The organism is Bacteroides sp. An19, from assembly GCF_002160215.1.
Lineage (GTDB): Bacteria > Bacteroidota > Bacteroidia > Bacteroidales > Bacteroidaceae > Phocaeicola > Phocaeicola intestinalis.
The window spans coordinates 47,084-68,085 of sequence record NZ_NFKD01000014.1 but is presented as its reverse complement, the minus strand read 5'-3'; the positions used below and the strand labels follow the sequence as shown (position 1 = coordinate 68,085).

Annotated in this window: 29 protein-coding genes; 14 read left to right on the top strand and 15 right to left on the bottom strand. The window is 50.5% G+C overall.

The features are described 5' to 3' along the window. The first annotated feature begins 21 nt into the window (after nt 1-21). The 14 genes from B5F25_RS08045 to B5F25_RS07985 all read left to right on the top strand — a co-directional run bounded on the left by B5F25_RS08045 (nt 22) and on the right by B5F25_RS07985 (nt 9,624). Nucleotides 22-945 (top strand): hypothetical protein, encoded by a 924-nt coding sequence (locus B5F25_RS08045; protein WP_087248861.1) that lies wholly within the window; start codon nt 22-24, stop codon nt 943-945. 41 nt (nt 946-986) lie between these two features. Beyond that, a complete protein-coding gene (locus tag B5F25_RS08040; RefSeq protein WP_087248831.1) occupies nt 987-1,289 on the top strand; it encodes a hypothetical protein in 303 nt (100 codons plus the stop codon). A gap of 33 nt (nt 1,290-1,322) precedes the next feature. Next, complete coding sequence (locus tag B5F25_RS08035) at nt 1,323-1,634, top strand: hypothetical protein (RefSeq protein ID WP_087248829.1); 312 nt, start codon at nt 1,323-1,325, stop codon at nt 1,632-1,634. A gap of 29 nt (nt 1,635-1,663) precedes the next feature. Next, nucleotides 1,664-2,821 (top strand): hypothetical protein, encoded by a 1,158-nt coding sequence (locus B5F25_RS08030; protein WP_087248827.1) that lies wholly within the window; start codon nt 1,664-1,666, stop codon nt 2,819-2,821. Between the two features lie 2 nt (nt 2,822-2,823). Then, nucleotides 2,824-3,720 (top strand): hypothetical protein, encoded by an 897-nt coding sequence (locus tag B5F25_RS08025; RefSeq protein ID WP_087248825.1) that lies wholly within the window; start codon nt 2,824-2,826, stop codon nt 3,718-3,720. A gap of 72 nt (nt 3,721-3,792) precedes the next feature. Beyond that, complete coding sequence (locus B5F25_RS21115; RefSeq protein ID WP_140406892.1) at nt 3,793-4,350, top strand: hypothetical protein; 558 nt, start codon at nt 3,793-3,795, stop codon at nt 4,348-4,350. A 186-nt stretch (nt 4,351-4,536) separates the two neighbouring features. Continuing rightward, nucleotides 4,537-4,815 (top strand): hypothetical protein, encoded by a 279-nt coding sequence (locus B5F25_RS08015; RefSeq protein WP_087248821.1) that lies wholly within the window; start codon nt 4,537-4,539, stop codon nt 4,813-4,815. 5 nt (nt 4,816-4,820) lie between these two features. Then, nucleotides 4,821-5,525, top strand: coding sequence for an N-6 DNA methylase (locus B5F25_RS08010; protein WP_087248819.1), 705 nt, complete (start codon nt 4,821-4,823; stop codon nt 5,523-5,525). A 5-nt stretch (nt 5,526-5,530) separates the two neighbouring features. Continuing rightward, nucleotides 5,531-5,740, top strand: coding sequence for a hypothetical protein (locus tag B5F25_RS08005; RefSeq protein ID WP_087248859.1), 210 nt, complete (start codon nt 5,531-5,533; stop codon nt 5,738-5,740). A gap of 35 nt (nt 5,741-5,775) precedes the next feature. Beyond that, a complete protein-coding gene (locus tag B5F25_RS08000; RefSeq protein ID WP_087248817.1) occupies nt 5,776-7,005 on the top strand; it encodes a hypothetical protein in 1,230 nt (409 codons plus the stop codon). A 71-nt stretch (nt 7,006-7,076) separates the two neighbouring features. Then, a complete protein-coding gene (locus B5F25_RS07995; protein WP_087248815.1) occupies nt 7,077-7,952 on the top strand; it encodes a hypothetical protein in 876 nt (291 codons plus the stop codon). Between the two features lie 23 nt (nt 7,953-7,975). Beyond that, entirely contained in the window at nt 7,976-9,136 is a 1,161-nt protein-coding gene (locus B5F25_RS07990; protein WP_087248813.1) for a hypothetical protein, read from the top strand. A 15-nt stretch (nt 9,137-9,151) separates the two neighbouring features. After that, entirely contained in the window at nt 9,152-9,304 is a 153-nt protein-coding gene (locus B5F25_RS22145) for a hypothetical protein (RefSeq protein WP_164496636.1), read from the top strand. Nucleotides 9,305-9,330: 26 nt separating this feature from the next. Then, the gene (locus tag B5F25_RS07985) at nt 9,331-9,624 is read left to right on the top strand and encodes a DUF4120 family protein (RefSeq protein WP_087248811.1); all 294 of its coding nucleotides are present in this window, start codon (nt 9,331-9,333) and stop codon (nt 9,622-9,624) included. A 530-nt stretch (nt 9,625-10,154) separates the two neighbouring features. Here B5F25_RS07985 and B5F25_RS07980 read toward each other — a convergent pair. From B5F25_RS07980 to B5F25_RS07910, 15 genes are all read right to left on the bottom strand, one after another. After that, nucleotides 10,155-10,700 (bottom strand): hypothetical protein, encoded by a 546-nt coding sequence (locus B5F25_RS07980; RefSeq protein ID WP_087248809.1) that lies wholly within the window; start codon nt 10,698-10,700, stop codon nt 10,155-10,157. An 11-nt stretch (nt 10,701-10,711) separates the two neighbouring features. Beyond that, the gene (locus tag B5F25_RS07975; RefSeq protein WP_087248807.1) at nt 10,712-12,058 is read right to left on the bottom strand and encodes a hypothetical protein; all 1,347 of its coding nucleotides are present in this window, start codon (nt 12,056-12,058) and stop codon (nt 10,712-10,714) included. Then, nucleotides 12,045-12,782, bottom strand: coding sequence for a type VI secretion system tube protein TssD (gene tssD / locus B5F25_RS07970; protein WP_087248805.1), 738 nt, complete (start codon nt 12,780-12,782; stop codon nt 12,045-12,047). The genes B5F25_RS07975 and tssD overlap by 14 nt, the downstream gene beginning before the upstream one ends. 153 nt (nt 12,783-12,935) lie before the next feature. Continuing rightward, entirely contained in the window at nt 12,936-13,805 is an 870-nt protein-coding gene (locus B5F25_RS07965) for a toprim domain-containing protein (protein WP_087248803.1), read from the bottom strand. Between the two features lie 96 nt (nt 13,806-13,901). Further along, nucleotides 13,902-14,402 (bottom strand): glycoside hydrolase, encoded by a 501-nt coding sequence (locus B5F25_RS07960; RefSeq protein ID WP_087248801.1) that lies wholly within the window; start codon nt 14,400-14,402, stop codon nt 13,902-13,904. A gap of 5 nt (nt 14,403-14,407) precedes the next feature. After that, a complete protein-coding gene (locus tag B5F25_RS07955) occupies nt 14,408-14,716 on the bottom strand; it encodes a hypothetical protein (RefSeq protein WP_087248799.1) in 309 nt (102 codons plus the stop codon). Then, nucleotides 14,713-15,210, bottom strand: a complete 498-nt coding sequence (locus B5F25_RS07950; RefSeq protein ID WP_162614376.1) for a DUF3872 domain-containing protein — start codon at nt 15,208-15,210, stop codon at nt 14,713-14,715. Before B5F25_RS07950 ends, B5F25_RS07955 begins: the two co-directional genes overlap by 4 nt. Before the next feature lie 31 nt (nt 15,211-15,241). After that, nucleotides 15,242-15,823 (bottom strand): conjugal transfer protein TraO, encoded by a 582-nt coding sequence (locus B5F25_RS07945; protein WP_087248797.1) that lies wholly within the window; start codon nt 15,821-15,823, stop codon nt 15,242-15,244. Further along, nucleotides 15,820-16,734 carry a conjugative transposon protein TraN gene (gene traN, locus B5F25_RS07940; protein WP_087248855.1) on the bottom strand — a complete coding sequence of 305 codons (915 nt, stop codon included), beginning with the start codon at nt 16,732-16,734 and terminating at the stop codon, nt 15,820-15,822. The genes B5F25_RS07945 and traN overlap by 4 nt, the downstream gene beginning before the upstream one ends. A gap of 55 nt (nt 16,735-16,789) precedes the next feature. After that, nucleotides 16,790-18,085 (bottom strand): conjugative transposon protein TraM, encoded by a 1,296-nt coding sequence (gene traM, locus B5F25_RS07935; RefSeq protein ID WP_162614375.1) that lies wholly within the window; start codon nt 18,083-18,085, stop codon nt 16,790-16,792. Beyond that, nucleotides 18,009-18,347: a TraL conjugative transposon family protein gene (locus tag B5F25_RS07930; protein ID WP_162614374.1), complete on the bottom strand. Its 339-nt coding sequence runs from the start codon at nt 18,345-18,347 to the stop codon at nt 18,009-18,011. The genes traM and B5F25_RS07930 overlap by 77 nt, the downstream gene beginning before the upstream one ends. Continuing rightward, complete coding sequence (traK, locus tag B5F25_RS07925) at nt 18,344-18,967, bottom strand: conjugative transposon protein TraK (RefSeq protein ID WP_087248791.1); 624 nt, start codon at nt 18,965-18,967, stop codon at nt 18,344-18,346. Before traK ends, B5F25_RS07930 begins: the two co-directional genes overlap by 4 nt. A 17-nt stretch (nt 18,968-18,984) precedes the next feature. Next, nucleotides 18,985-19,998 (bottom strand): conjugative transposon protein TraJ, encoded by a 1,014-nt coding sequence (gene traJ, locus B5F25_RS07920; RefSeq protein WP_087248789.1) that lies wholly within the window; start codon nt 19,996-19,998, stop codon nt 18,985-18,987. 3 nt (nt 19,999-20,001) lie between these two features. Beyond that, nucleotides 20,002-20,634: a DUF4141 domain-containing protein gene (locus tag B5F25_RS07915; protein WP_140406891.1), complete on the bottom strand. Its 633-nt coding sequence runs from the start codon at nt 20,632-20,634 to the stop codon at nt 20,002-20,004. Further along, nucleotides 20,631-20,993 (bottom strand): DUF3876 domain-containing protein, encoded by a 363-nt coding sequence (locus tag B5F25_RS07910; protein WP_087248787.1) that lies wholly within the window; start codon nt 20,991-20,993, stop codon nt 20,631-20,633. The genes B5F25_RS07915 and B5F25_RS07910 overlap by 4 nt, the downstream gene beginning before the upstream one ends. Nucleotides 20,994-21,002: the final 9 nt, after the last annotated feature.

The following is a 21,002-nucleotide window of genomic DNA, read 5'->3' as shown; positions in this document are numbered from 1 at the left end:
TGCCGTACACAGGTAACTCCGATGAAGAAAAAACTGACAATGGAATTGGTGAAATCACTGATGGAAGAATCCTATACGCTGGTATGGACGGATTGCCGGGACAATCTTGACGGCAACCGTGACCTGCTCCAGGAATGCCTGGACAAGAGAAGTCCGGAACCTCTTTGGGACAAGACGGAAGAATGGTACGGAGATTCCGAATGGGAGGCGGCCAAAGGGATTATGGAAAAGCTCAAGGAAAAATGCATCCTTTTCCATGATTTCGATGAGGAGGAAGTGGAATCTTTCTTTGAGGAACACGATGATGAAATAAGGAGCGAGATTTATGCCCGTGATGATTCAGACGTTTTGACGGAACTGATCAAACATACGGATGACATCCCGGTACGGGTGGAGATGCTTTCCGATTACGACTGCATCAATTCCAATTGGTTTGAATCACAAGGGGGGTACCGTTACGAGGAGTCCTATTTCGGTGACATGGTGGACGCCTTGAAGCTCAATCCCGCCAGGGTAAAGAAGATGCTTGTAGAAAAGGGCTACACGGCACATGGCCGTTTTCCGGACAGGAAAAGCCGGTACGGTAAGGAACAAGTGTCCTACGAACATTTCTATCAGGAACTTATCAATTCCTGTTGCGGTGCAAACTTGCTGACCTATATCGGGAAAGTAAGTCTGAAGGACTTATATGACATCGGATTCTCATTCAAGGAAGTCATTATCCCCAAAGGTAACTATTGCGGCATATTCAGTTCCATATACGGCGGCGGCAGCCTGTTCGGAATGGAATTGCAACAGGATGTAAAGTTGGAACTGAAACCAAAAGACCGTTACGGTTTCCGCTTCAGGCTTGACAACGGAAAGTCAGAGACCGAATGTTCCATTCAACATGTATATGGAGCATGTGACTCCTTCTTCGGTGAAACGTTAAAGATTGTCTCTTAACCAATTTGACAATCATTGTATAATTCTCAAAAGCAGATAAAATGGAAAATAAAACAGAGCCAAGACGGGCAGGAATGTCCGAAAGCAAACAGGGCTATTTTGAAGAAGAATTGTACTGTTCCGGCAACAGTCCTCTACAAAGTACCCTTTGCGATAAGAAATTTGAAGAAATAAAATCCGGTTATGGTGACAGTGAAGTATGTATGGGTGAAATGCTGGCATCCGTACCGGTGGACGGATTGACATTGGAAGAAGCGTTCTACCTGTACATGCGGGCCATGCAATGGGCTGAAGGAGACCGCTTTTTCCGCTGGACATATGACGGGAAGGAAGAACGTTTCTGAAATGAACTATATATAACCTCAAATAGAAGAATTATGAATTTTCAAGCAGAAAATGCAGTTTCCAGTTTCTTCTACTATATGTGGAATACCTGGAGCCAGGAAGAGTGCAGAATCGTGTACGGGAACATGTCCCGTCATTTTTGGGAAAAATGGTGCCTGTTGTCCGGCAATGGCGTATTCGGTGCGGCTGAACGTTTCTATGCGGAGTTGTCTGACACATATCGGCGACCTTTGGTGGAACGGGCAGTCAACCTGTATGACGGCAAGTCACTCCGGAATATACAGAAGCGTCAACAAGTTATGACCGGTATTGATGAAAATATGAATATTGAAACAGTCCAATAAAACTTATGTTTAACTAAAACAACAGAACAATGATGACAACAACGACACCGAAACCCCGTGAAGGACAAGTAGCGGGTTTCCCGAGAGAACAGGCTGTCATGCTCACGGAGAGCAATGCCTACCGTGCGGAAAGCATCAGAAGGACGGGGACGGACGAAGCTCCCGTCCTTTTTCATTTCCGGAAACGCTGCATGGGAATGCATTCGTATGTGCACACTATAGAGGCGGCTGATGGAATAGAGAAGGTAATCCGTCCGGCGGATTTCAAGGAATGGGAAATTGTCAAATGCAGATATCCCGGCTATCTGGAAGACCTGTATGGCAGCGCATGCAGCGCCTACCGGTGGAATTCGTTTGACCCGGAGGAACGTGCCCAGACAGACATCTGCCGCCATGAGGAGCAGTTGTGTGCCGACCTGACTTCCATTCCCGAAGAAAAGCGGGAACAGTACAAGGAGGGCTACCGGAAGCGTCTTGCCGATCTGTTCGGCAGCCTGTCACGGTGTGCGAGCCCGGCTGTGACCGGACCGGCCGGGTTCGACTGCCGGAAACAGGAAAAGGCGGAGCAGGCCTGCCGGAACAAACAGGAGGAGTTCGAAAACTGGCGGGAACGCTTCCTTGCCGCCATGAAGCGGATGCAGGAGGAAGCGCGTCCGGAAGAGGAGAAACAGGAAGCCGCCTGGAAAAGTCTGAAAAGGGATATCGCAGACAGTGCACAAACCATTCACGAACTGGATACCGGAAAAATCCGGGGGTATAACCGGGCGCTTTTCGTCAGCAGCATCCTAAACAAGGTAATGACCTACGTCAACCGGGGTGAAGTGGAAACCGTACAAAAAGCCGTTGACTTTATCCGTACCTGTAATGCCGATGCAAAAAAGCCGATTATCACCCCGCGCAACCGTTTCTTCCAGTTTCCCGAAATGGCGGCCCGTGTAAGAGAGAAAATGCAGGCCTCCAGACAGGAGGAAAACAGTGAAATCCTTTTTGAAGGAGGCAGGCTGGTGTGGAACCGGCAGATTGACCGGCTTCAGATCCTTTTCGACGGCATTCCGGACGATGCCAGGCGTAAAGAGTTGAAGTCGAACGGTTTCCGCTGGTCCCCCAAGAACAAGGCGTGGCAACGGCAACTGACCATGAATGCGGTGCGGGCGGCAAAAAGATTGTTGAACCTTCAAAACGCATGACAATGGACCATGATAAAAGAAAATATGTGGCAGATTCCCGGTATTTCCGGGGAGATGTCCTGACCGTCATGTCTGACGGAGTACATTGTGACGATTCCGGACACACCCTCATAGAATTGCGTGAAAAGGAACACAACCCGTACCTGTATGCTTTTGGAGCGAAGGAGTTGCAAAAGAAAAACCGTATTTACATGGAATCCCTTTGTGCGCCGTTCAGGGAAGTTCACCGGTCATGGTATGAGGAACAGTGCGGTTTCCCTTCCATTCGCCGGAACCGGAACTGCTTCTTTAATGCGACACCTTATTACTGGGAGTTGCATGACTTTTATTTCAAAGTATCCGGCCGGTGCTTTACCGGTATCCGTCCTGTCAATCTGCCCCACGAGGAACTGCAGCGTCAGATAGGCGAACATTACCGGCGTATCACCTTGAAACCGGAAATCCGTAAGTGGAATATTGTTTCTTCCGGAACAGACGAAAACTGCTGGAGAATGGGAACCGCCTATTTCTTCATTACAGGCAAAGGCGGTCCACGCTTCATCTGCAACCTGACCGTATCCGGAGAGATGGAATCCGTTCAGGAGGCACGCAAGGATGTCGCCCGTATCCTCCGAAGCCTGCGCAGACATCATTTCACTTACTACGCGGGAATGGGAGGCATCGATGACCTGGACCGATTCATGGATTATATGGAGAAGGACGGTTACACTTTGTTAGCGGCCGGGACATTCTTCCAATATCCGGCAGGCAGGGAGTCCGTCACCTTCACGGGAAAAATCAAGGAAACGGGCAAAAGGTTCCTGTACCGTATCTACGACCGTGAAATTTTCCTGCACCTCTTGAAACGCCTCCGGAGCGTCAAGAGAGAAACGGAACATACGGAACGCAGAATGACTTGAGTGTGATTAAAACGAAAGCCCTGTCCTGTCGGATGGGGCTTTCATAATTTTAATAATGATTGGAAACATAAGATGAGAAAGTTCAAGGAAAAACAGGCAGTGTACTGGAACGACCCTGCCGGAGAAACATCAGACGTCTATGAGGTACTTGATACGAATGAAGAATATAATGCAGGAATAACGGAAGCTGAAATATTGGAATTTGACTCCCGGGTGCTGCTGATAGGGAACGGCGTAAGCGAAGCGGAAGTTTATGCGGAAGAGCTGGCCATTATTGACCCGCCGTCAAGTGAAGGCCAGGCTCTGGTTCAAAAGGAGATGGAGAACGGTTTCAAAATGTTCATCAGGAATAACGGCTGTAAACCGGATTATGCAGTCTGTGTCATTGTTTGGAATGATGGCAGCATCTATCCGGAAGTGAATATCAGGCTTTCCCAAACGGTGGATCCGGCTACAGACGATAACATTTTTTTCTATTGTGACGGGCTGAAAGAGCTCAAGTCGCTCGTTTTCCCCGGTGGGGAAGATTTTTGCATAGCAGACATCCTGTATTTTAAGGGCCTTTGTAAAAGAACGCCCAATAAAAAGCATCATATCAAATGTCATCCTCATTTCTTGCGGCAAAAATAGCCGTTTGCCCGATTGACCGGGCAAGGCGGCCCCTTTGGGGCTGGTTGGCGGGAAAAAATCATCCTCGCTCCGCTGCGGTATTTTTTCCCGCCAAGCCTTGCGCGGTCCCGGGTCAAACGCCAACATTTGCGACAAGAAATAAGAATGCCTGCAAGCAGGCAGATGTCTCATTAAAAATTAGAATATATGATCATAATGGACTACAGACAAATGCTGGTTGTATCCTTATGGCAGTACAATCATCATGCGAGCGAAGGACTGACCCTTCCGCTTTTTCAGGAAACCTTCGGGAAAGCCTGCGGGCAGCACTATTATGAGAAATGGACGTTTTACTTCAACCGCAACCTGTGGGATATGCTGGCCTATTTCAGGAGCGAGGAGGGAAACGGACAGAAATTCTGCGACATGGTAGCAAGGCAGGTAGAACTTTACCTGCATAACCGGGAACTGACAATTAAAAATTGAAGGCTATGGCACAATACCCGATTCCCAAAGAGATACAGCCCCTGGCAAGGCTGATGACGGATTTCTCCCATGCCTGTGGTTATGATCCGCTGACCGTATTCAATGATTTCCTGGCATTTGTCATCCACGGTTTCTCCCCCGGCGCACCCCCGCTCAAGAGTTGGAAATACAAGCGGCAGCAGAATGCCGCGTTCATGGGCATGGTGAACGAATGGGTGCGGCTCATGCAAAGCCGTCTGAAAGAAGATGATAGCTGGTATGACCCGTTCGGCGACATTTACATGGCATTCTCTTCCGCCGGTTCCAAACAGGCACAAGGACAGTTCTTCACTCCGGTACCAATTTGCGAACTCATGACGGCCTGCGCCGATACGGGAGAACATCTGCCCGGACAGCGGATGGGAGATCCGACCTGTGGCAGCGGACGTTTGCTGCTTGCCTGGCACGTACGCAACCTCGGCGGCTATCTGGTCGGGGAGGACATCAACCGAACTTGTTGCCTGATGACCGTATGCAACATGCTCATACACGGTTGCGTAGGCGAGGTCATCTGGCACGACAGCTTGCAGCCTGAAAAGTTCAACGACGGCTGGCTGGTCAATCCGATACTCACTCGCACAGGCATCCCGACCATATCCAAGATGAGCGGGGAAGAATACCGGACAAGCCGGGAACTTCCTGTAAACAGAACAATAAATTCTAAAAAATGACAGCTATGGCAACAATCATTATTGCCCGGATCTGCAACTCATGCGGCTGCACTCCGGAAGAAGCGAAGGAGTATCTGGACAGTGAGATACGCAACCTGTTGGACTACAGGGACGCGGATGACCTCCGTGCGGAGGATTTCGCACAGGCATGCGACAGCCTGGGTCTGGAACATGACTTCATTCCGTATTTCATCGAACGGATCAGTATGTGTTGAATTTATGAATAATCCATTATTAAACAGATAAAATTATGAAAGTGAATGCAAGCAATGAACTGAAATCCCGTCTGGCCCATGCGGCAGAAAACGGGAGCGTCATCGCAAGGGACATCCTTGCCGAATTGAAGAAGAATGTGGATGTCACAGAGATTGTACGGGGATTCTACAACCATTTTTCCACCAAACGCAAACGGGTATCCTGCGACGGGTTCCAGAAAATCCGCATCGTGTTCACCGCCTGTAACAAGGACCTGTCCAACGAGCATTTCCCGGACCGCAACAATCCGCAGGCTCCCCTGTTCCCGGAAAACCGGGTGGATATGGAACCGTCCACGTTCATCAAGCTGTTCAAGAACCTGCCGGAATATCCGGAAACGGACATGGCTTATTTCGCCAGTGCCATCTGTGTGGACAGCAAGGTGACCGTGCGCCTGCTGGAAGGGATGCAGGACATTTACGAGGCATACGACGGGGATAATTATTCTCCGATAGCGGACGATACCACATCAACCCTGCACAATTCCTGCATGCGTTATCCGGAAAAGGCACGCAATGCGGCAGACTTCTATGCCAACTTCGCGGGGGCGAAAATCCTGGTGGCAAGGGACGAGAGCAACAATGTGCTCGGACGTGCCATCGTGTGGGAGAATGTACGCTGTCCGGGTAACAACTATGGGTTGGACACGGTTTCGCTGACAGACCGGATATACTCGTCCCATACGTTTGTCATAGGAATGATGCAGAATGAGGCACGCCGGATCGGGATTCTCCTGCGCAGAAAGTTCAACGATTACCACCATACCAAGGAATATGTGGCACTGAACAGCCTGCAAGAAACAGGCATTGTGGCAGGACAAGAACTCCAACTGGCACTCGTCGTGGAAGTACCGGTTTTCCGCTGGCATAAGAAAGGGGCACCTTATATGGACACATTTTGCAGCATCGCCATGAAATCCGGGAAAATGGAACTGAGAAATTATGAGGGGGAAGGACAGATTGCCAACTGCCGGACTACAAGCGGAAACGCCGTCCGCATGATGCAAGTGTGCCCGAACTGTAACAGGATACATAATGATTTCGAAAAAGTTTTCTGTCCCTCATGCAGGACATCCTTCTATACAAATACCGTTTTCGGAGAAGTGATAAAAGGCACTGCACGGGAATACAAAGGAAAAGTTTACCCTTCCGTGCTTTTCAAGAAAGGCCGGCCGATCCCGCCGTTCAGGACTTATTTGCAACTGGAGAAACTTTTTATATCATAAAGGCTGTCGCAGGCGTATATCCGCAAGGGTGTACGCCTGTACTTGATGTATTATATTCAAATATCAATTTTATGGAAAGACTGATGACACTCTATAACATAGCTTCCCCGTCGGGGAAGGAAAAGCCCATGCTCCGTTACCTCAAAGCGGAGATGAAGCGTATGGGCATAGCTTGCAGACAGGATCGTCTGGGTAACCTTTATGCCGTAAAGGGCCAGGCAAAGACTTATCCGTGCGTCGTGGCGCATGTGGACGAGGTGCACCGCCACAGGACAGGCACTTACGGGGCATACGTGGTGGCGGATGCCATGGTGATAGGCTATGATTATCGCCACAAGCGTATGACAGGCATCGGCGCCGATGACAAGAACGGCATCTGGATCTGCCTAAAATGTCTGGAGGATTTCAAGGTGATGAAATGCGCTTTCTTCGTCCAGGAAGAGAACGGATGCATAGGAAGCCGGGAGGCGGACATGGCTTTCTTTTCGGACTGCCGCTTCGTGCTCCAGTGCGACCGCCGGGGCGATTCGGACTTTATCACCCGCATACATGGCACGGAACTCTGTACACGTGACTTCATCGGGTGTGCCGCCGCTCCCAAATACGGCTACAAACCGGCCGAGGGTGCCACAACGGATGTATATATGCTGAAAAGAAGGGGACTTCCGGTTTCCTGTGCCAATATCTCCTGTGGGTATTATGAGCCGCATACGGACCGTGAATATACCATACTGGAAGACCTGCACAAGTGTTACCGATTTGTGCGTCATATCGTCATTGCACACAAGACGGTCAGCGTCCATTCACCGGAACCGGAACAATATCCGTTCCCCGGATATTATGAACTGTTCGGCATTGGCGGGTACAGCGGGGAGGAATACCAACGGATTATGAAGAGGTTCATAAGCGGTTGTTCCCGAAAGCCGTTGAAAAAAGACTTTATCTGACAATATTAAAACGAGAATCATTTATGGAAGCAACATTGACAATGCCGGCAGCTGCGCCGGTACAGAAGCAGCAGGGACTGAATCAGGTAGTGATTAACAAGGTACGGCGGATGGTCGAAGGCAGGCAACAGGATGTGATGGGCACCATCACCCGGCTGCTCGAAGAAGGGAAAATCGCACAGGACTATATCGCACCCATCGGGGTCAGCCGCAGAAACGGAGAGCAACGTCCTGTTGTGTCGTTCAAGGCGGCGGGCCGGGTGCAGCTTTCGATGCCCGAAGGTGATTTCAGCCTGCACGCCAATGCCATCGGCCAGGTTTCCGAAAAGATGGGCATCCCGGCCAAATACCTCCGTGAACTTTCGGCGGGAGCCGCATGGCAGAAACAGTTGTGCGCCACCATCCTGAACGAGCATTCGGGCTGGACGGAACGGACGCGTGTGCTGGTCCGGGCGGTAGGAACCGAGGTACGGGGCATATTGTCCGATTCTTACCGGAGGCTCAATTCGGTGGAGATCCTGACCGCATTCATTCGGGAAGCGGCAAACCAGGGGGCGGTCGTTTCAGATGCCTACATGAACGATACAAAGGTCTGGTGCGAGACCATCCTCCCCACTCCCATAGAGATCCCCACCCGCAAGAACGGCACGGTTGTTATCTTTGCCGGGGCGCGTTTCTCCACATCCGATTACGGGAACGGTTCGGTGGACATGCGTTCTTTCCTGCTCAATGGGGCGTGCCTCAACGGGATGGTGCGTGAGTCCGTCATGCGGCAGGTACATTTGGGAGCGAAGCTGCCCGATTCGATGGCCTTGTCTCAAAAGACTTACGAACTGGACACGCAGACTACAGTCTCTGCGGTTTCCGATCTGACCAAAGGGCTGTACAGCCGGGACACCCTCATGCAAAAGGCCGTGGAGATTCAGGGAGCCGCCGAGGTGGACGTGGATTTCGACAAAGAACTGAAACAGTTGGTACAGCGGGGCGCTTTGCTGAAGAACGAGGGGCGCGAAGTGGAAAAGCTGTTGATGAACAATAACCCGGACGACGGGGTGACGGGCGGCGCTACGCTTTGGAAGCTGACCCAGGGCATCACGGCATTCGCACGGGCACAGCAGCCGGAACGCTGCCGCGAACTTCATGAGATTTCCGGCCAGTTGTTGAACCGGGTGAAGGTGAACTGAAAAACGGATGCGGAGATGAAAGCCGGGGATTTTGCCACGCTAGTACGCCCTTATAAGGGGTACCGCAACATCGAGCTGATCAAGCGCCTGCCATATACATGGCTGGTGCGTATATGCGGAAGCGGATTGGAACTGGAAGTTTACGAGGATGAATTTGTCCTTGATTGAGTATAAACCTTATAAAGAAAACAAGTATGAAAATTTTATGTAGCCAGGAGCACTACGACAAGGTGGTGCAGTATGCCGAATCCATCGGCAACACTACGCTCCAAAAATGTCTGGAGCGTCTGAAGAGTTGGGAGAAGAATCCGAACCGTCCCTGTGAGATTGAGTTGTATTATGACTTTGCTCCTTATTCATTCGGTTTCATAGAACGTTATCCGGACGGCAGAATTGGCATTGAAGGCGGACTGCTCTATCATGGCAGGCCGGACGAGTCCTTTGCGGTTCTGTTAGAGCCTTTTCACGGGTGGAGCATACATACCTGATGTTGTAGTTGTGTCATAAAAAGAATCTCAATTTTGAGTAACTATTCAGCAGACAATTTTGCCAATAATGAAGGTTTCAAGTGAAAAATCGTTCCAATTTGCCCCAATATAAAAGGATAAGTAATCAAATAGAAAGTTTATATTCACATTCCCGTTTATTTTTAGTAAACTCCATTATTACAAATGTTTGATTTACAGATACATTCGTCCGCTGAATAGTTACAATTTTGAATTTAAATCTAAAAAATACAAAAATAATGTACAGTTCAAAATTGAGATAAAATTTGATAAAATGATACAATTACCAAAAGTCAGTGACTTATTAAACTGTTATCTAAACTATTTTGAATTTTTTGTGCGATGATTTAGGATGAGTTTTTGCTCCTTTTCGATGTTGTGATGGGGAAGATAGCGGGCTATCTGACGAAGAACAAGAGCGAAAAGGAGCAAAAAATCGCCCAAAACACACACGAAAACGAAATACATCAAGACGAGAAAAACTTTTTGTAGAAATTCAAAACAGTTTCTTATTATTGATTGAAATAAACTCTTAAAGGAATATCATGCCATTTTTTATGATCATGGAAATGTAAAAAAATAGAATCTCCTTCAAAAAAATTATTTATGATATTTTTGAAGTTGCTATTGAACTCTTTTAAAGAAACGTGAATTGTATCTTTCTTTTCATTAATCATTTTGTTAAAGTATCCTGATAATTTTTTTTGTAAAGTATCATTTTTATCAATAATATATAATGTAGAACCATTAAATACTTTATAAGATGATGTCAAATAATTATCTTCATCACAAGTCATTAAGTAACAGCCTGCTGTACCAGAACTAAGATTCTTATTATGGAATAAATAAGAATTTTCTGCATAATAAATGTCTCTATTATCTGTTTTTCTTATCTTAAAAGATAAAGGATAGGATAAACTGAAAATAGAACTTTTGTCTTTCTTCAGTCTCAATACAACTGAATTTGTACTTTCAATTTGTTTTACCAATACTACATCTCTGTTAGAAACGCATCCAACAAAAAACAAAACTATTAAAATCTGAATAATGCGAGCCATATTATATAATGTTAATTAATAAAAAATGAATCAATCTGATATATTAAACCATTATCGCTATTAAAATACTCATATAAGATAGTTATATTTTTTTCATCTACTTCTTCATCCGATGCAATTCTGAAGTCTCTAAATTTTTTATACTTACCTTTAATAAGTTCGTTAGCCAAATTAAATGACACCTTAATAAATCCAAAACGCAACTTTGAAGTCCTACTATTATCAGCTTTTTGAACTACCTGTTGAACCTCATATAAGCCTTTACTTTTAGCTTTCCATAATTCTCCATATACATATTCATTATATATTTTTTCTCCCTCATAATACATATCTTCCGCTATAAGACCACCTAAGTCTACTAAAAGTGATATAGTCATTCCGAAACCACCTGTTATACCAGGTAGTGAAATCGATAATGGTTTTGATGTATCACTTGCATGTGCTTTTGTCACAGAAGAAAAAATATCCCAAGATTGTATACTTTTGGAAAATAAATTCAAAATAGTTGCTTTTACTCCTTTATTTGCAAAATGCTCATATTGGTTTATACCTTTCGTTGACAAGATTTTCCCATCACTAGCTCTTGTAGTCCAATTCTTACCTTGTTTTACATAGATAAGTTTTCCATCTATTGTATAGTAACTATAATCATATACTTCTCTACGACTGCCATCACTTAACATTTCGTATACTTTACCTTCATTATTTACCATATATCCTTTTGCTAGTTTTGCGAGGGCAATTTTATCTTTATAAAAATCTATAAACTCGACAGTTTCTTCTGTAATCTTATCTACTACTTCATCTTTGACAAAATTAATGAAAAACAATTGTTCTCCATTGCTAGTATACAGCTCTGGCATCCCCTCATTTATTAATGAGGGTTTGATGAAGAGATCGCGGTCTGATATTCTTACATTCAAGAAATCTTTTTTTCCCTTGGGCAAAGAAGTTTTATTTATATTATTGGATACTATTTTCCAATATAATTCAAGAATTCCTCCATCTTCTTCTACATCTTTTGTCCATGTCCTTGGAAGCTGAAGCTCTATGATAGCATAATTATTTTGTATATATGTATAGGCTGTTTCTATCTTTCCATTAAACTTATATTTATCAGGACACAGGTAGTCTAAAAAAAGAAACTCTTCCAAATTATATAATTGCAAATCAATTTTTGTTCCATTCTGAACACCACTTGTCTTGATTACAAAATACACAGTATCTTCAAGTCTGGCTTCAGTAATTTTATATTGAAGGTCAGAACTGTTTTTACTAGACCACCATCCTGTAATTTCTCTTATGCCTAAATGGGCTTTGCCATATATTTGCGGAGAGGTAATTTCAATTTTCTTCATGTTGCACTGTCTCAAACTTAAAGTTCTCAATGGCTATAATACCTTCACTATTTATTATGCCTGAATATTTGGCACATTTATAAGTGCCAGAATCTTCAAACTTAAAATTTAAATCAACACGTTTCCCAACAATAGGAGTATCAACTTTCACATATAAAGTAAAAGGAATATCAGGAAAAGAATCTTTTTGTATTGCATTGTTCTCATCAATCCAATAAGCATCTGTTATGAAGATTTCTTGCTTTTCATCATTATCCACAACCCTTGGCTTCACGCTAATATCCGAGACCTTCCACACTTTCTCTCGCGGTTCACAATTCATACGTTTGAGGATGCCAGGTGACAGGAGCACAGTCATCAGCATGGGCATTTCTCCTGTGCGCAAGGTTTCTCCCAAACTGACGCAATAGCAATCCCAAAAACGGAATATGTCCACGATGTCATCTCCTGTGGCAAATTCGATTTCTCCGTTTGCCATATTACCTTGGAGCAGCCATTCATAGAAGAAGTTGTCATGATCGGTCGATTCAAAGGTCAGTGCAATCAAATCCCCCTCTACAGGAAGATACTCTGCGGTGCCAAGTTTTTGGCAGACTTCCATATGCGCGGCAATAATCCGTCCGATATCAGGACGGTCACTGTGGGCGATATGGCATTCATAACCGTAGCATGCCACATCTCTTTCTACACCATTTTGCATTCTCAGAGTCACTTGATAGGCCATAATATCTGTCAGGTATAAGTTTGCCGGATGTTGGCAAAAGTCTTTGCAACAATTATTTTCTGCAAATATAAAAAGATCGGTTGGTATAATTGTGTGGTAATCAGAATTTATTTCTATGTTTCAAAGCAGGATGCGGGAAAGTTCGCAACAGATTTACAGCAGACTTTTCAAATAATCGTTGAGGTCCTTCCAAGTTGAGTACTTAAAAGATTCATCTTTCACATGTCCCCCGTATGTTTCCCTGAGATTCTTCAAGGCGTCCTTCCCGGCACGGTCATTATCCAGAAAACAACGGATTTCCTTGTAACCGTCCAACAGCGGCATAGCCTTCGTCAGGTTGGCTACAGAGTTCAGCACGATATGGTCACAGCCCGGCTGAAAGCCCTCAACACCTTTCTTCTGTAATGTCAGGAACGACAGGTAATCCATAAACCCCTCATAGAGGCAGCACACCGGTCTTTTCCCTTCCGGTTCCTGGATATACGACACGGATTTAGGGGAAATACAGGCCTTGAAATACCGGTTCCGTATCTCATACCCGCCGTTCATGTTGGGAAATCCGACCGCGAAATAGCGTTTCCCGCCCACCCCGTAACGGATTTCCCGGCATTCCCTGCGGGCTGTTCCCGCATCGATGCCCCTTTCTTTCAGGTAGCGGTACAAGGCAGGCGATGCCAGTTCCTTCACTTCCACGTCCTGAAAAGCCGGTTTCGGCTTTTCCCGTTTGGGGAACGGGCAGGCCACGGGACAGATGTGAGGTGTCTGACGTTCTATCTGCCGCAACAGGTAAGACACGTCTTTTGACCCATACAGCTCGGAGGCGAGGGCAATCAAGTCGCCGCCTTTTCCGATGCCGAAATCGAACCATTTATTGAGGGCCGTGTTTACCTTGAACGATGCGTCCGTTTCTTCCCGCAGCGGCGAACGGTACCACAAGTTCGCTCCGCATTGCCGCACCGGGAGATGTCCCAGTACGTGCAAATAGTCTTCAATGCGTATCTGTTTGGTTGTCTGTATATTCATAAGGATTTAAGTTAACCGTTATGGAATGAAAAAGGGACTGTGTCAAAAATGGTATTTTTTTTGCGCAGTCCCTTAGGTGTGTTAGAATTGATAAAGTCAAGGTTCATACAGCAGTGCCAGTTCCATCCGGCGCCGCCTTTCGATGGAAGGGATGACCCGGCCTTTCCAGCACCGGAACGACAGGTACTCCCGTTCGATGTCCCGCTCCCCTCGCTCCAACTTCCGTATCAGCCTGCTTTTGGGCATCTTTCCGTATCCCAGGAGCCGGTTATGGCCGACCTGATAAGCCAGCACTGCCAGCAGGAGGCTGTCCGCCCCGAAGCGCCGGAAGAGGGCGCACCGTTCCAGCAGGTCTTTCCTTAGCAACGCTTCTCCTTCCTCACGGCTCATCCCGTAGGACAGCTGTTCACCCGGGAGGATGCGGTGCCCGTAAGCGATGTACGGTGCCTTGTCCGGCCCGTGCCAGCCTTCATACCGCATGACCAGTCGGATGGCGCGTTCAAAAGGAGGCAGCCGTTTCAGTCCCTCCATGTCCTGCGCCGCCAACAGGCAGGGGAACAGCCCCAGCAGGCAAAGGGCGGGTATGGATTTTCTCATCCTGTTTACCATTCCACCACCTCCACATCCAGCGTGCAGCAGGGCGTGCCGCCATCATAACTCCATTCCCGTCTGCTCACCGTCAGTTCACACTCCTTCAGGAAATCCCCCACACTCATGCTTTCTGTCCTTTCGTTGCGTTCAAAGCAATGGCAGGCGGGCGTTTCTTCCAGCACTTGCCGGGAAAACTTGCAGGCAAGCCGGTCCGCGTTTATGCGGAGCCGGTCGCCGATGGCAGGCACGGTCACCGCCTTTTGGGTCAGCAGGACATACTCCGGCAATCCGGGTATGTCGGCATACAGCAGGATGTTCATTCCGTGCCCTCCTCTCCGTTTTCCATTCCTGTTCCGACAGGCTCCGTCACGCTTTCTTCCGGATTGCTGTCCTCCGCATTGAAACTGAAGCTGAGCTGGCAGACGGCTCCCCAGTTGTTTTCAAAATAGAGGTCGATGGCCTGTGCCTCATCGCTGCTTTCCGAAGTGTAGTACAGCCTGAATTTCAGGTCTTCCAGCAGATAGCGGTCGTTGGGTTTCAGTGCCGTGCCGTCCGCCAGCTGGAGGATGCCTTCTCCGTCGGGCTGGAAATACCTCAGCGTGTAGACGGTGCCGTTGAATTCCCCTTCGGGAATGATTTCCAGGCGGATTTCCGCCGTTTCCCCTTCCACGAGTTCATCCGTTACCGGCAGGGCTTCCACGGTGAACGGGTATTCCTGCTGCACCTCCGGCCCTTCGTCACAGGAAGCCAGGCAACATACCGCCGCTGCCAGGCAGCAGGCGGCTTTCATCCGGTCAAATGTCTTTTTCATCATTTTCATCATTGTTTCTTGTTTTCAGTAAGGTTCAGAATATGTATTTGAGGGCGATTCCATATTGGGTATGGAAATGTCCGGCCGCGCTGCCCCACAGGATGCGTTCCCGTAACTGGAAAGCCAGTACGGTGCAGTCGCTCAGGTAGGCTTCCGTTTCGAGGGTCACGAAACCTCCATAAATGAAGGATTCGCTTTCCTGCAGGACAGCCCCGTCTTCCAGCATCCGTTTCCCGCCGTTTACGCGCTCATACCCCAGCAGGCCCGACAGTCCGGCGTTCAGGAACACTGTCTTGCCCAGTGTGGACAGGAAATTGTAGCAGTATCCCGCTTCCCCCGTATATTGTGCAAGCGGAATCCGGGTTTTCCGGTAGGGATAATGCCGTTTCATCATCCCGATGCCGTACATCCACTTGTGGCCCCCTTTGTCATAGGCGAACAGGGCAAGCGAGAAGGCATAACCGGCATCCTTCCGGTTCCTCTGCGAATAGAATCCGTCCGCCATCTCCGCTGACACCTGTATGCCTTTCATGCCCGGCAGGCACCGCTGGGCTTCCGCCCGTCCTGCCAGAAGGACGGACAGAAGCAGGGTTATAAACAATACCTTCCCCTTCATCGCACACGCAGTTCATTGATGGTCTCGGCCTGTACCAGGTCTTCATTCTCCAGCTCGAAGGTCTGGTGACGCCCGCCTCGTTTCTCGTACATTTCCACGACCAGTTTCTTCCCGTCGGGTATCGTGAATTTCGGCAGGGCGAACACCGTGCATTCGGACTTCTTCCCGTCCACACGGGTCACGTAGTTGTAGGCCCGCAGCGGATAGACCACCTGTTCCTGCATGGCGGTACGCTTCACCAGCTTCTTGTCCGCTATCTTGAAGGTCACGAAGTCCACATCGAAGGGCACGTGCGAGGCGTTCTTTATCTGCGCGTGGAAATAGAGCAGCCCGCCGTGGCTGTACAGCCCTTTCAGGAGGAACTGTACCCCGAAACGCTTGCACCCGATGTGGCGGATGCGGCGCTTGTCGCGTTCATACACGGACTTCATGATCAGGCGCACCAGGCGGGGCGACTCGTTGTCCAGTTCCGTCAGGTAGATTTCCATCGCGTTGTTCGGGCGGTTCACCGTTTCCCCGTCATGGATGAAGTCGCACATCTCCACGTTCAGCAGCAGGGGCTCGTCCGCGTACTTCACATTGAAGCTGTAAAAATTTCCGTCTTCCGTAATCACGCTCATGTTCGTTTCCTGCCGGAAGTTCTTCGTGGTGGCCTTCACGCGGATCACGTTCTCCGCGCCGTCCGCCTTTCCCGCTATCAGGTCCGTGGACCCCAAGTCCACATACCTTACCGGTGAAGGAAAGATGACGTGCACCGTTTTGTCGTACGTGATTTCCAGCCCGTGCGGGGGAATCATCCGGCTGAATCCGATCTTGCGGCTCAGCCCTTCAAACCAGTCGCCGCTGCTTTGCTGTGCCTGCGCGGCGTTCATGCCCAACAGGGCGACAGTCAGAATCAGGATTTTCTTCATAAGTCTGCTTGTTTGGTGAATAATCGTTTGTCCCATGTCCTTTGGTTCTTCTTCATTATTGTCCGGGCGGGTACAGCAGCACCCGGTGTCCGGCTTTCAGCGTCACTTTCACGCGTTGCATCTTTTGGGTGACGTATTGCGACACGCCCCGTATCACGCCTTTCCCCAGGTCGGAGGCGATCTGCGCCCCGGCATCCGTTGAGATGTTGATGCTGCTGTTCATCGAGCCTCCCATGTTGGCGGCTATCTCGCGCAGGGCATCGTATTCCATCGAGTTCGGCACCGCTATGCCCTGCTGCCCGTCGGCATCATACACTTCCAGTTCCACGGGGATGACCGACCCGTCATGCTCCACGGTAGAGATGAGGATGTCCAGGCGTTCCCCCTGCATCCGTGTGCCGCCGGTCAGCACCGTCCCTTTCGGGATGAGCCGGTCGTCCACCGCCATCGGTTCCAGCAGGCGGATGCGGAGCGTCTGCCCGTCCGCCACGGTCTGGGTGCCGTGCACGCAGGCGGCGATGGTATTCCTGGCCGAAGCGAGCGTCTTTCCGACCGGCGTGTGGAACCCCGTGTTCCTTTCCCCGGCAAAGGCCGCCGCACGCTCCTGGTTGTCTGACGGACGGGGAAGGGAGGATACCACCTGGTGCCGGACAGCCGTCACCGGCCTGGCCTCCGCCTTACGCCTTTCCGTTGCCGGACGGACCTGTGCCGTCTGCCCTCCGTTGTAGCGGGCGGCCAGTTCGTAGGATTTCTCCATCAGCGCCAGTTTCTCTTCCATCGAGTATTCCGAGGAAGCCTCCGGCTGCTGTGCCTGCCGCCGTTCCAGTTCCGCAACGCGTTTCCGCAGTTCCTCCTTTTCCTGATCATAGGCCGGCTCATAGAAGTTGTTCAGGGTGCGGTTCATGTCGCGGTAGGCGGCGGACGGCGAGCGGGCGGTTTCCTGCCCGCTCGCCGTTTTCCGGGGCTTTTCCGGAGGCAGGTCGGGCAACCGCACCGTGTCTGCCTGTTTCCGGTCCAGCAGCGAGGCCATCTCCCGGTAGGTGCTCCTGCGTTCCTTTTCTTTTTTCTCCATTTCCTCATGTTCGTAGGCGGCCACCTTGCTCTCCTGCATCCGGGAGTCTTCCGGCAGGGGGATTTCGGTGTTGAAGCCATTGCCCTGCCCGGCCTTTGCCTGTTCCTTTTCCGAAGGGGACAGGGCCAGCCAGATGCACCCGGCGCAGAGGAGTACCAGGACGGGATAGACGATGTATCCGGCCCGCTTCCGTTTCTGTTCTTCAGTCAGCGGCTTGCCGCCTTCCTTGGGCGGAGGCAGTTTCAGCAGCGTCCTGAGTTTTCCGATGTTCATTTTCATGTCTGTTTTCCGCTTGTTCTTTTTCGTTCATTTTTTTGATTCCGTATGTGATGCCGATGGGGCGGATGTGCTCCACCTCCGGCCCGGGACCGTCCCTTTCCCCGAATCCCTGCAGGGCGGTGCCTATGGTGTAGACGCACCCGGCAAGAAAAGGCAGGAACAAGGCCAGCAGTACGGCGGCCCGTTGCCTTTCCGTCAGCTTCCGGCAGGACATCCGCAGCCGGATGTCCGCCCGTTTCCAGAAGTTTTTCCGCCTGTTCATCGTTCCGCGCTTCTGAGGTCCCTGTTTTCCAGTATCACCAGATGCTCGATGATGAACCCGTTGGGGTTCGCGTCCGAGCGTGAGGTGTTCTGCAGCTCGCATCCGGTCACCAGCGAGCGTTCCGTCACGTTGCTCTCTCGGATAATCAGCTGGCGTGCGTAGGTCTTCACCCGGTAAGGGTACACGGAGAAGTCGCACGACACGCTGTCCACCTGGAGCACCTGGTTCACGTTGCCCGATATCAGGCGGTTGTAGTAGCCTTTCTCGGCAAAGTCCGTATAGTACCGGTAGGCGCTCCGGTCGGCGAGCTGCAAGGCACGGTTGATGTTGTGCTCGATGGCGTCCTTCTGCGGCGAGAGGCCGAAGAAAAGCTCGTGGAAACGCCGTACATGCTCCCTGGCCTCTGCGGGACGGTTCTGGGAGAGGTCCTGCGAAAGGGCGAGCATCAGCGACTTCCCGCCGTCCAGCACATAGATCTTTTCCCGCTGCTTTTCGGCGAATCGGAACGAGCTCCACAGGGCATAGCCGGTGACGAGCGTGCAGCAGCCGACAAACACGGCCAGCATCAGGCGGATGCGGCGGAAGCCCGTTTCAATGTTGGTCAATGACTTGAATTCCATAATCTGTTTTTCTTGGGTTATTTTCCCCGCAGCCTGCCTCCGACGTTGCCGAGCGCGGAGCCTGCGGCTCCTGCGGCCAGCCCGCCGCCTTTCACGGCGCTGCGGTTGATGTTGCGGTTGTAGTTCCCTCCTCCGCCTGCCTGCACGATCCATCCCGCCACGGTCGGCACGGTGAAGTAACCGATGATGCCTATCAGCATGAAGATGATGTACACGGCATTGGAGTTGTCCACCGAATAGTCGGGGTTACTCTGCAGTTCCAGAATGTCATTCTGGAGCATCAGCACCTGTATCTTGGCGAGCATGCAGCTGAACAGGTCGCTCACAGGCAGCCAGAGATAGACGGATATGTACCGGGTGAACCATTGGGCGAGCGTGGACTGAAACCCGTCCCATACGGAGAAGGCGAAGGCCACGGGACCGAGGATGGAGAGCACCACGAGGAAGAACGTCCTCACCGTGTCTATCAGCAGCGAGGCGGCGGCGAACAGCAGTTCCAGCAGGCTGCGGAATGCGTCCCGGATGTTCTTTTCGAGGTTGTACATCCCCACTTCCATGTACATGCCCATCCGCGTGGCGGCGTCCCCGACAGACCATCCCAACTCGTCCAGCTGCCGGTCAAACTCCTCGTCGCTGACCAGGTAGGCGGTTTCGGGGTTGCGCAGCATGGCTTCCCGCTCCAGCTTGTCCTTTTGTTCCCGGTATTTCTCCATGTCCATCGTCTGTGTCTCCAGCATGGAGTGCGTCCCCTGCACGATGAGCCCCAGCGTATTGTTCAGCGTGCCCAGCACCAGCGTCGGGAACAGCAGGATGCAGATGCCGACGGCGAAGGGGCGCAGCAGCGGGTACACGTCTATCGGTTCGGCCCGCGCCAGCGACTGCCATACGCGGACGGCCACATAGAACAGGGCGCCCAGCCCGGCAAGCCCTTTCGACACGGCGAGCATGTCGCCGCACAGGGGCATCATCTCTTCATAGAGGCTTTCCAGCACGGTGTGCAGGTTGGTGAAGTCTATTGAAAGCAACGTCATGGGCTACCAGTATTTGGCGTCAGCTTTCCCGTAGAGCCGCATCACGCGGTCCAGGTCGTTCTTCTTCCGGGCACGCAGGAAGCTGACGGCGATGTTGCGGTTCGTATAATAGCTCACCAGGTTCCGGTAGCGCCGCATGCTGCGGTAGCATCCGTCCACCACGTCCATGCGGTCCTTGTCCGTCATGGAGAGCGTGCTCACGTTGATCACCTGTTTCAGGTCCTGCAGCACGCCGTTGCTCTCTTCCAACAGCTTCGTGTAGCCGAAGGCGATGGCGTCCAGCTCTTCCGGGGAGAAGTTCTCATCGTCCATCATCTTCCCGAAGTTCGTCACGTAGATGTCCGACACCTCACCGGTCATCAGGATAATTTCCTGTACCTTGCGGGCGTCACGCACCAGGTTGTTCACGCTTTTCAGCGCATCGTAGTAGCGTTTGGCCTGTTCGTAGATCTTCACGGTTTCAGCAAAGCTCTCCGCCGTGTTCACGGCCGTCTTCGAGGTGTGGGCGATGTTGTCCGACATGTTGATGATGCTTTGCGCGAGGTTCCCGGGGTCGCTCACCACCCATTGCGCCTGTGCGGCGGACGTGCCGAGCGCTGCCACCAGGCCGAATGCCAGGATTTTTCCCGCTCTCATGGCTGTACCTCCTTCCGTACATAGTCGCCTCCCGGAGAGAAGGTCAGCACGTCGGCAGCCTCGTTGTAGGCCACGTCAATGCGGTATCCGGTATTGATAAAGAGGTTCCCGTCCTCTTCCACCAGCAGGTAGGTCTGCGGCCTCAGGCGGCGTGTCTTCCCGCTGCGGGCGAACACCGTCACCTTGTAGGAATCCCCTTCCCGGTAAACCAGCACGTCGGGTTTCCCCTCCACGCTTGTCCACGGCCCGCACAGCTTTTCCGTTTTCGGCCCCTTGATGTCCGCACATCCTTGCAGCATCAGGGCTGCCGCCCCCATGAGGCAGGCGGCCAGCTTCGGCAGTTGTCTGTTCTTTTTCATGATTGTTTC

Bases quoted from the DNA above. Each gene is read 5' to 3' on its own strand.
- B5F25_RS08045 (WP_087248861.1), top strand. From the start codon at position 22: ATGAAGAAAAAACTGACAATGGAATTGGTGAAATCACTGATGGAAGAA.
- B5F25_RS08040 (WP_087248831.1), top strand. From the start codon at position 987: ATGGAAAATAAAACAGAGCCAAGACGGGCAGGAATGTCCGAAAGCAAA.
- B5F25_RS08035 (WP_087248829.1), top strand. From the start codon at position 1,323: ATGAATTTTCAAGCAGAAAATGCAGTTTCCAGTTTCTTCTACTATATG.
- B5F25_RS08030 (WP_087248827.1), top strand. From the start codon at position 1,664: ATGATGACAACAACGACACCGAAACCCCGTGAAGGACAAGTAGCGGGT.
- B5F25_RS08025 (WP_087248825.1), top strand. From the start codon at position 2,824: ATGGACCATGATAAAAGAAAATATGTGGCAGATTCCCGGTATTTCCGG.
- B5F25_RS21115 (WP_140406892.1), top strand. From the start codon at position 3,793: ATGAGAAAGTTCAAGGAAAAACAGGCAGTGTACTGGAACGACCCTGCC.
- B5F25_RS08015 (WP_087248821.1), top strand. From the start codon at position 4,537: ATGATCATAATGGACTACAGACAAATGCTGGTTGTATCCTTATGGCAG.
- B5F25_RS08010 (WP_087248819.1), top strand. From the start codon at position 4,821: ATGGCACAATACCCGATTCCCAAAGAGATACAGCCCCTGGCAAGGCTG.
- B5F25_RS08005 (WP_087248859.1), top strand. From the start codon at position 5,531: ATGGCAACAATCATTATTGCCCGGATCTGCAACTCATGCGGCTGCACT.
- B5F25_RS08000 (WP_087248817.1), top strand. From the start codon at position 5,776: ATGAAAGTGAATGCAAGCAATGAACTGAAATCCCGTCTGGCCCATGCG.
- B5F25_RS07995 (WP_087248815.1), top strand. From the start codon at position 7,077: ATGGAAAGACTGATGACACTCTATAACATAGCTTCCCCGTCGGGGAAG.
- B5F25_RS07990 (WP_087248813.1), top strand. From the start codon at position 7,976: ATGGAAGCAACATTGACAATGCCGGCAGCTGCGCCGGTACAGAAGCAG.
- B5F25_RS22145 (WP_164496636.1), top strand. From the start codon at position 9,152: ATGAAAGCCGGGGATTTTGCCACGCTAGTACGCCCTTATAAGGGGTAC.
- B5F25_RS07985 (WP_087248811.1), top strand. From the start codon at position 9,331: ATGAAAATTTTATGTAGCCAGGAGCACTACGACAAGGTGGTGCAGTAT.
- B5F25_RS07980 (WP_087248809.1), bottom strand. From the start codon at position 10,700: ATGGCTCGCATTATTCAGATTTTAATAGTTTTGTTTTTTGTTGGATGC.
- B5F25_RS07975 (WP_087248807.1), bottom strand. From the start codon at position 12,058: ATGAAGAAAATTGAAATTACCTCTCCGCAAATATATGGCAAAGCCCAT.
- tssD (WP_087248805.1), bottom strand. From the start codon at position 12,782: ATGGCCTATCAAGTGACTCTGAGAATGCAAAATGGTGTAGAAAGAGAT.
- B5F25_RS07965 (WP_087248803.1), bottom strand. From the start codon at position 13,805: ATGAATATACAGACAACCAAACAGATACGCATTGAAGACTATTTGCAC.
- B5F25_RS07960 (WP_087248801.1), bottom strand. From the start codon at position 14,402: ATGAGAAAATCCATACCCGCCCTTTGCCTGCTGGGGCTGTTCCCCTGC.
- B5F25_RS07955 (WP_087248799.1), bottom strand. From the start codon at position 14,716: ATGAACATCCTGCTGTATGCCGACATACCCGGATTGCCGGAGTATGTC.
- B5F25_RS07950 (WP_162614376.1), bottom strand. From the start codon at position 15,210: ATGATGAAAAAGACATTTGACCGGATGAAAGCCGCCTGCTGCCTGGCA.
- B5F25_RS07945 (WP_087248797.1), bottom strand. From the start codon at position 15,823: ATGAAGGGGAAGGTATTGTTTATAACCCTGCTTCTGTCCGTCCTTCTG.
- traN (WP_087248855.1), bottom strand. From the start codon at position 16,734: ATGAAGAAAATCCTGATTCTGACTGTCGCCCTGTTGGGCATGAACGCC.
- traM (WP_162614375.1), bottom strand. From the start codon at position 18,085: ATGAAAATGAACATCGGAAAACTCAGGACGCTGCTGAAACTGCCTCCG.
- B5F25_RS07930 (WP_162614374.1), bottom strand. From the start codon at position 18,347: ATGAACAGGCGGAAAAACTTCTGGAAACGGGCGGACATCCGGCTGCGG.
- traK (WP_087248791.1), bottom strand. From the start codon at position 18,967: ATGGAATTCAAGTCATTGACCAACATTGAAACGGGCTTCCGCCGCATC.
- traJ (WP_087248789.1), bottom strand. From the start codon at position 19,998: ATGACGTTGCTTTCAATAGACTTCACCAACCTGCACACCGTGCTGGAA.
- B5F25_RS07915 (WP_140406891.1), bottom strand. From the start codon at position 20,634: ATGAGAGCGGGAAAAATCCTGGCATTCGGCCTGGTGGCAGCGCTCGGC.
- B5F25_RS07910 (WP_087248787.1), bottom strand. From the start codon at position 20,993: ATGAAAAAGAACAGACAACTGCCGAAGCTGGCCGCCTGCCTCATGGGG.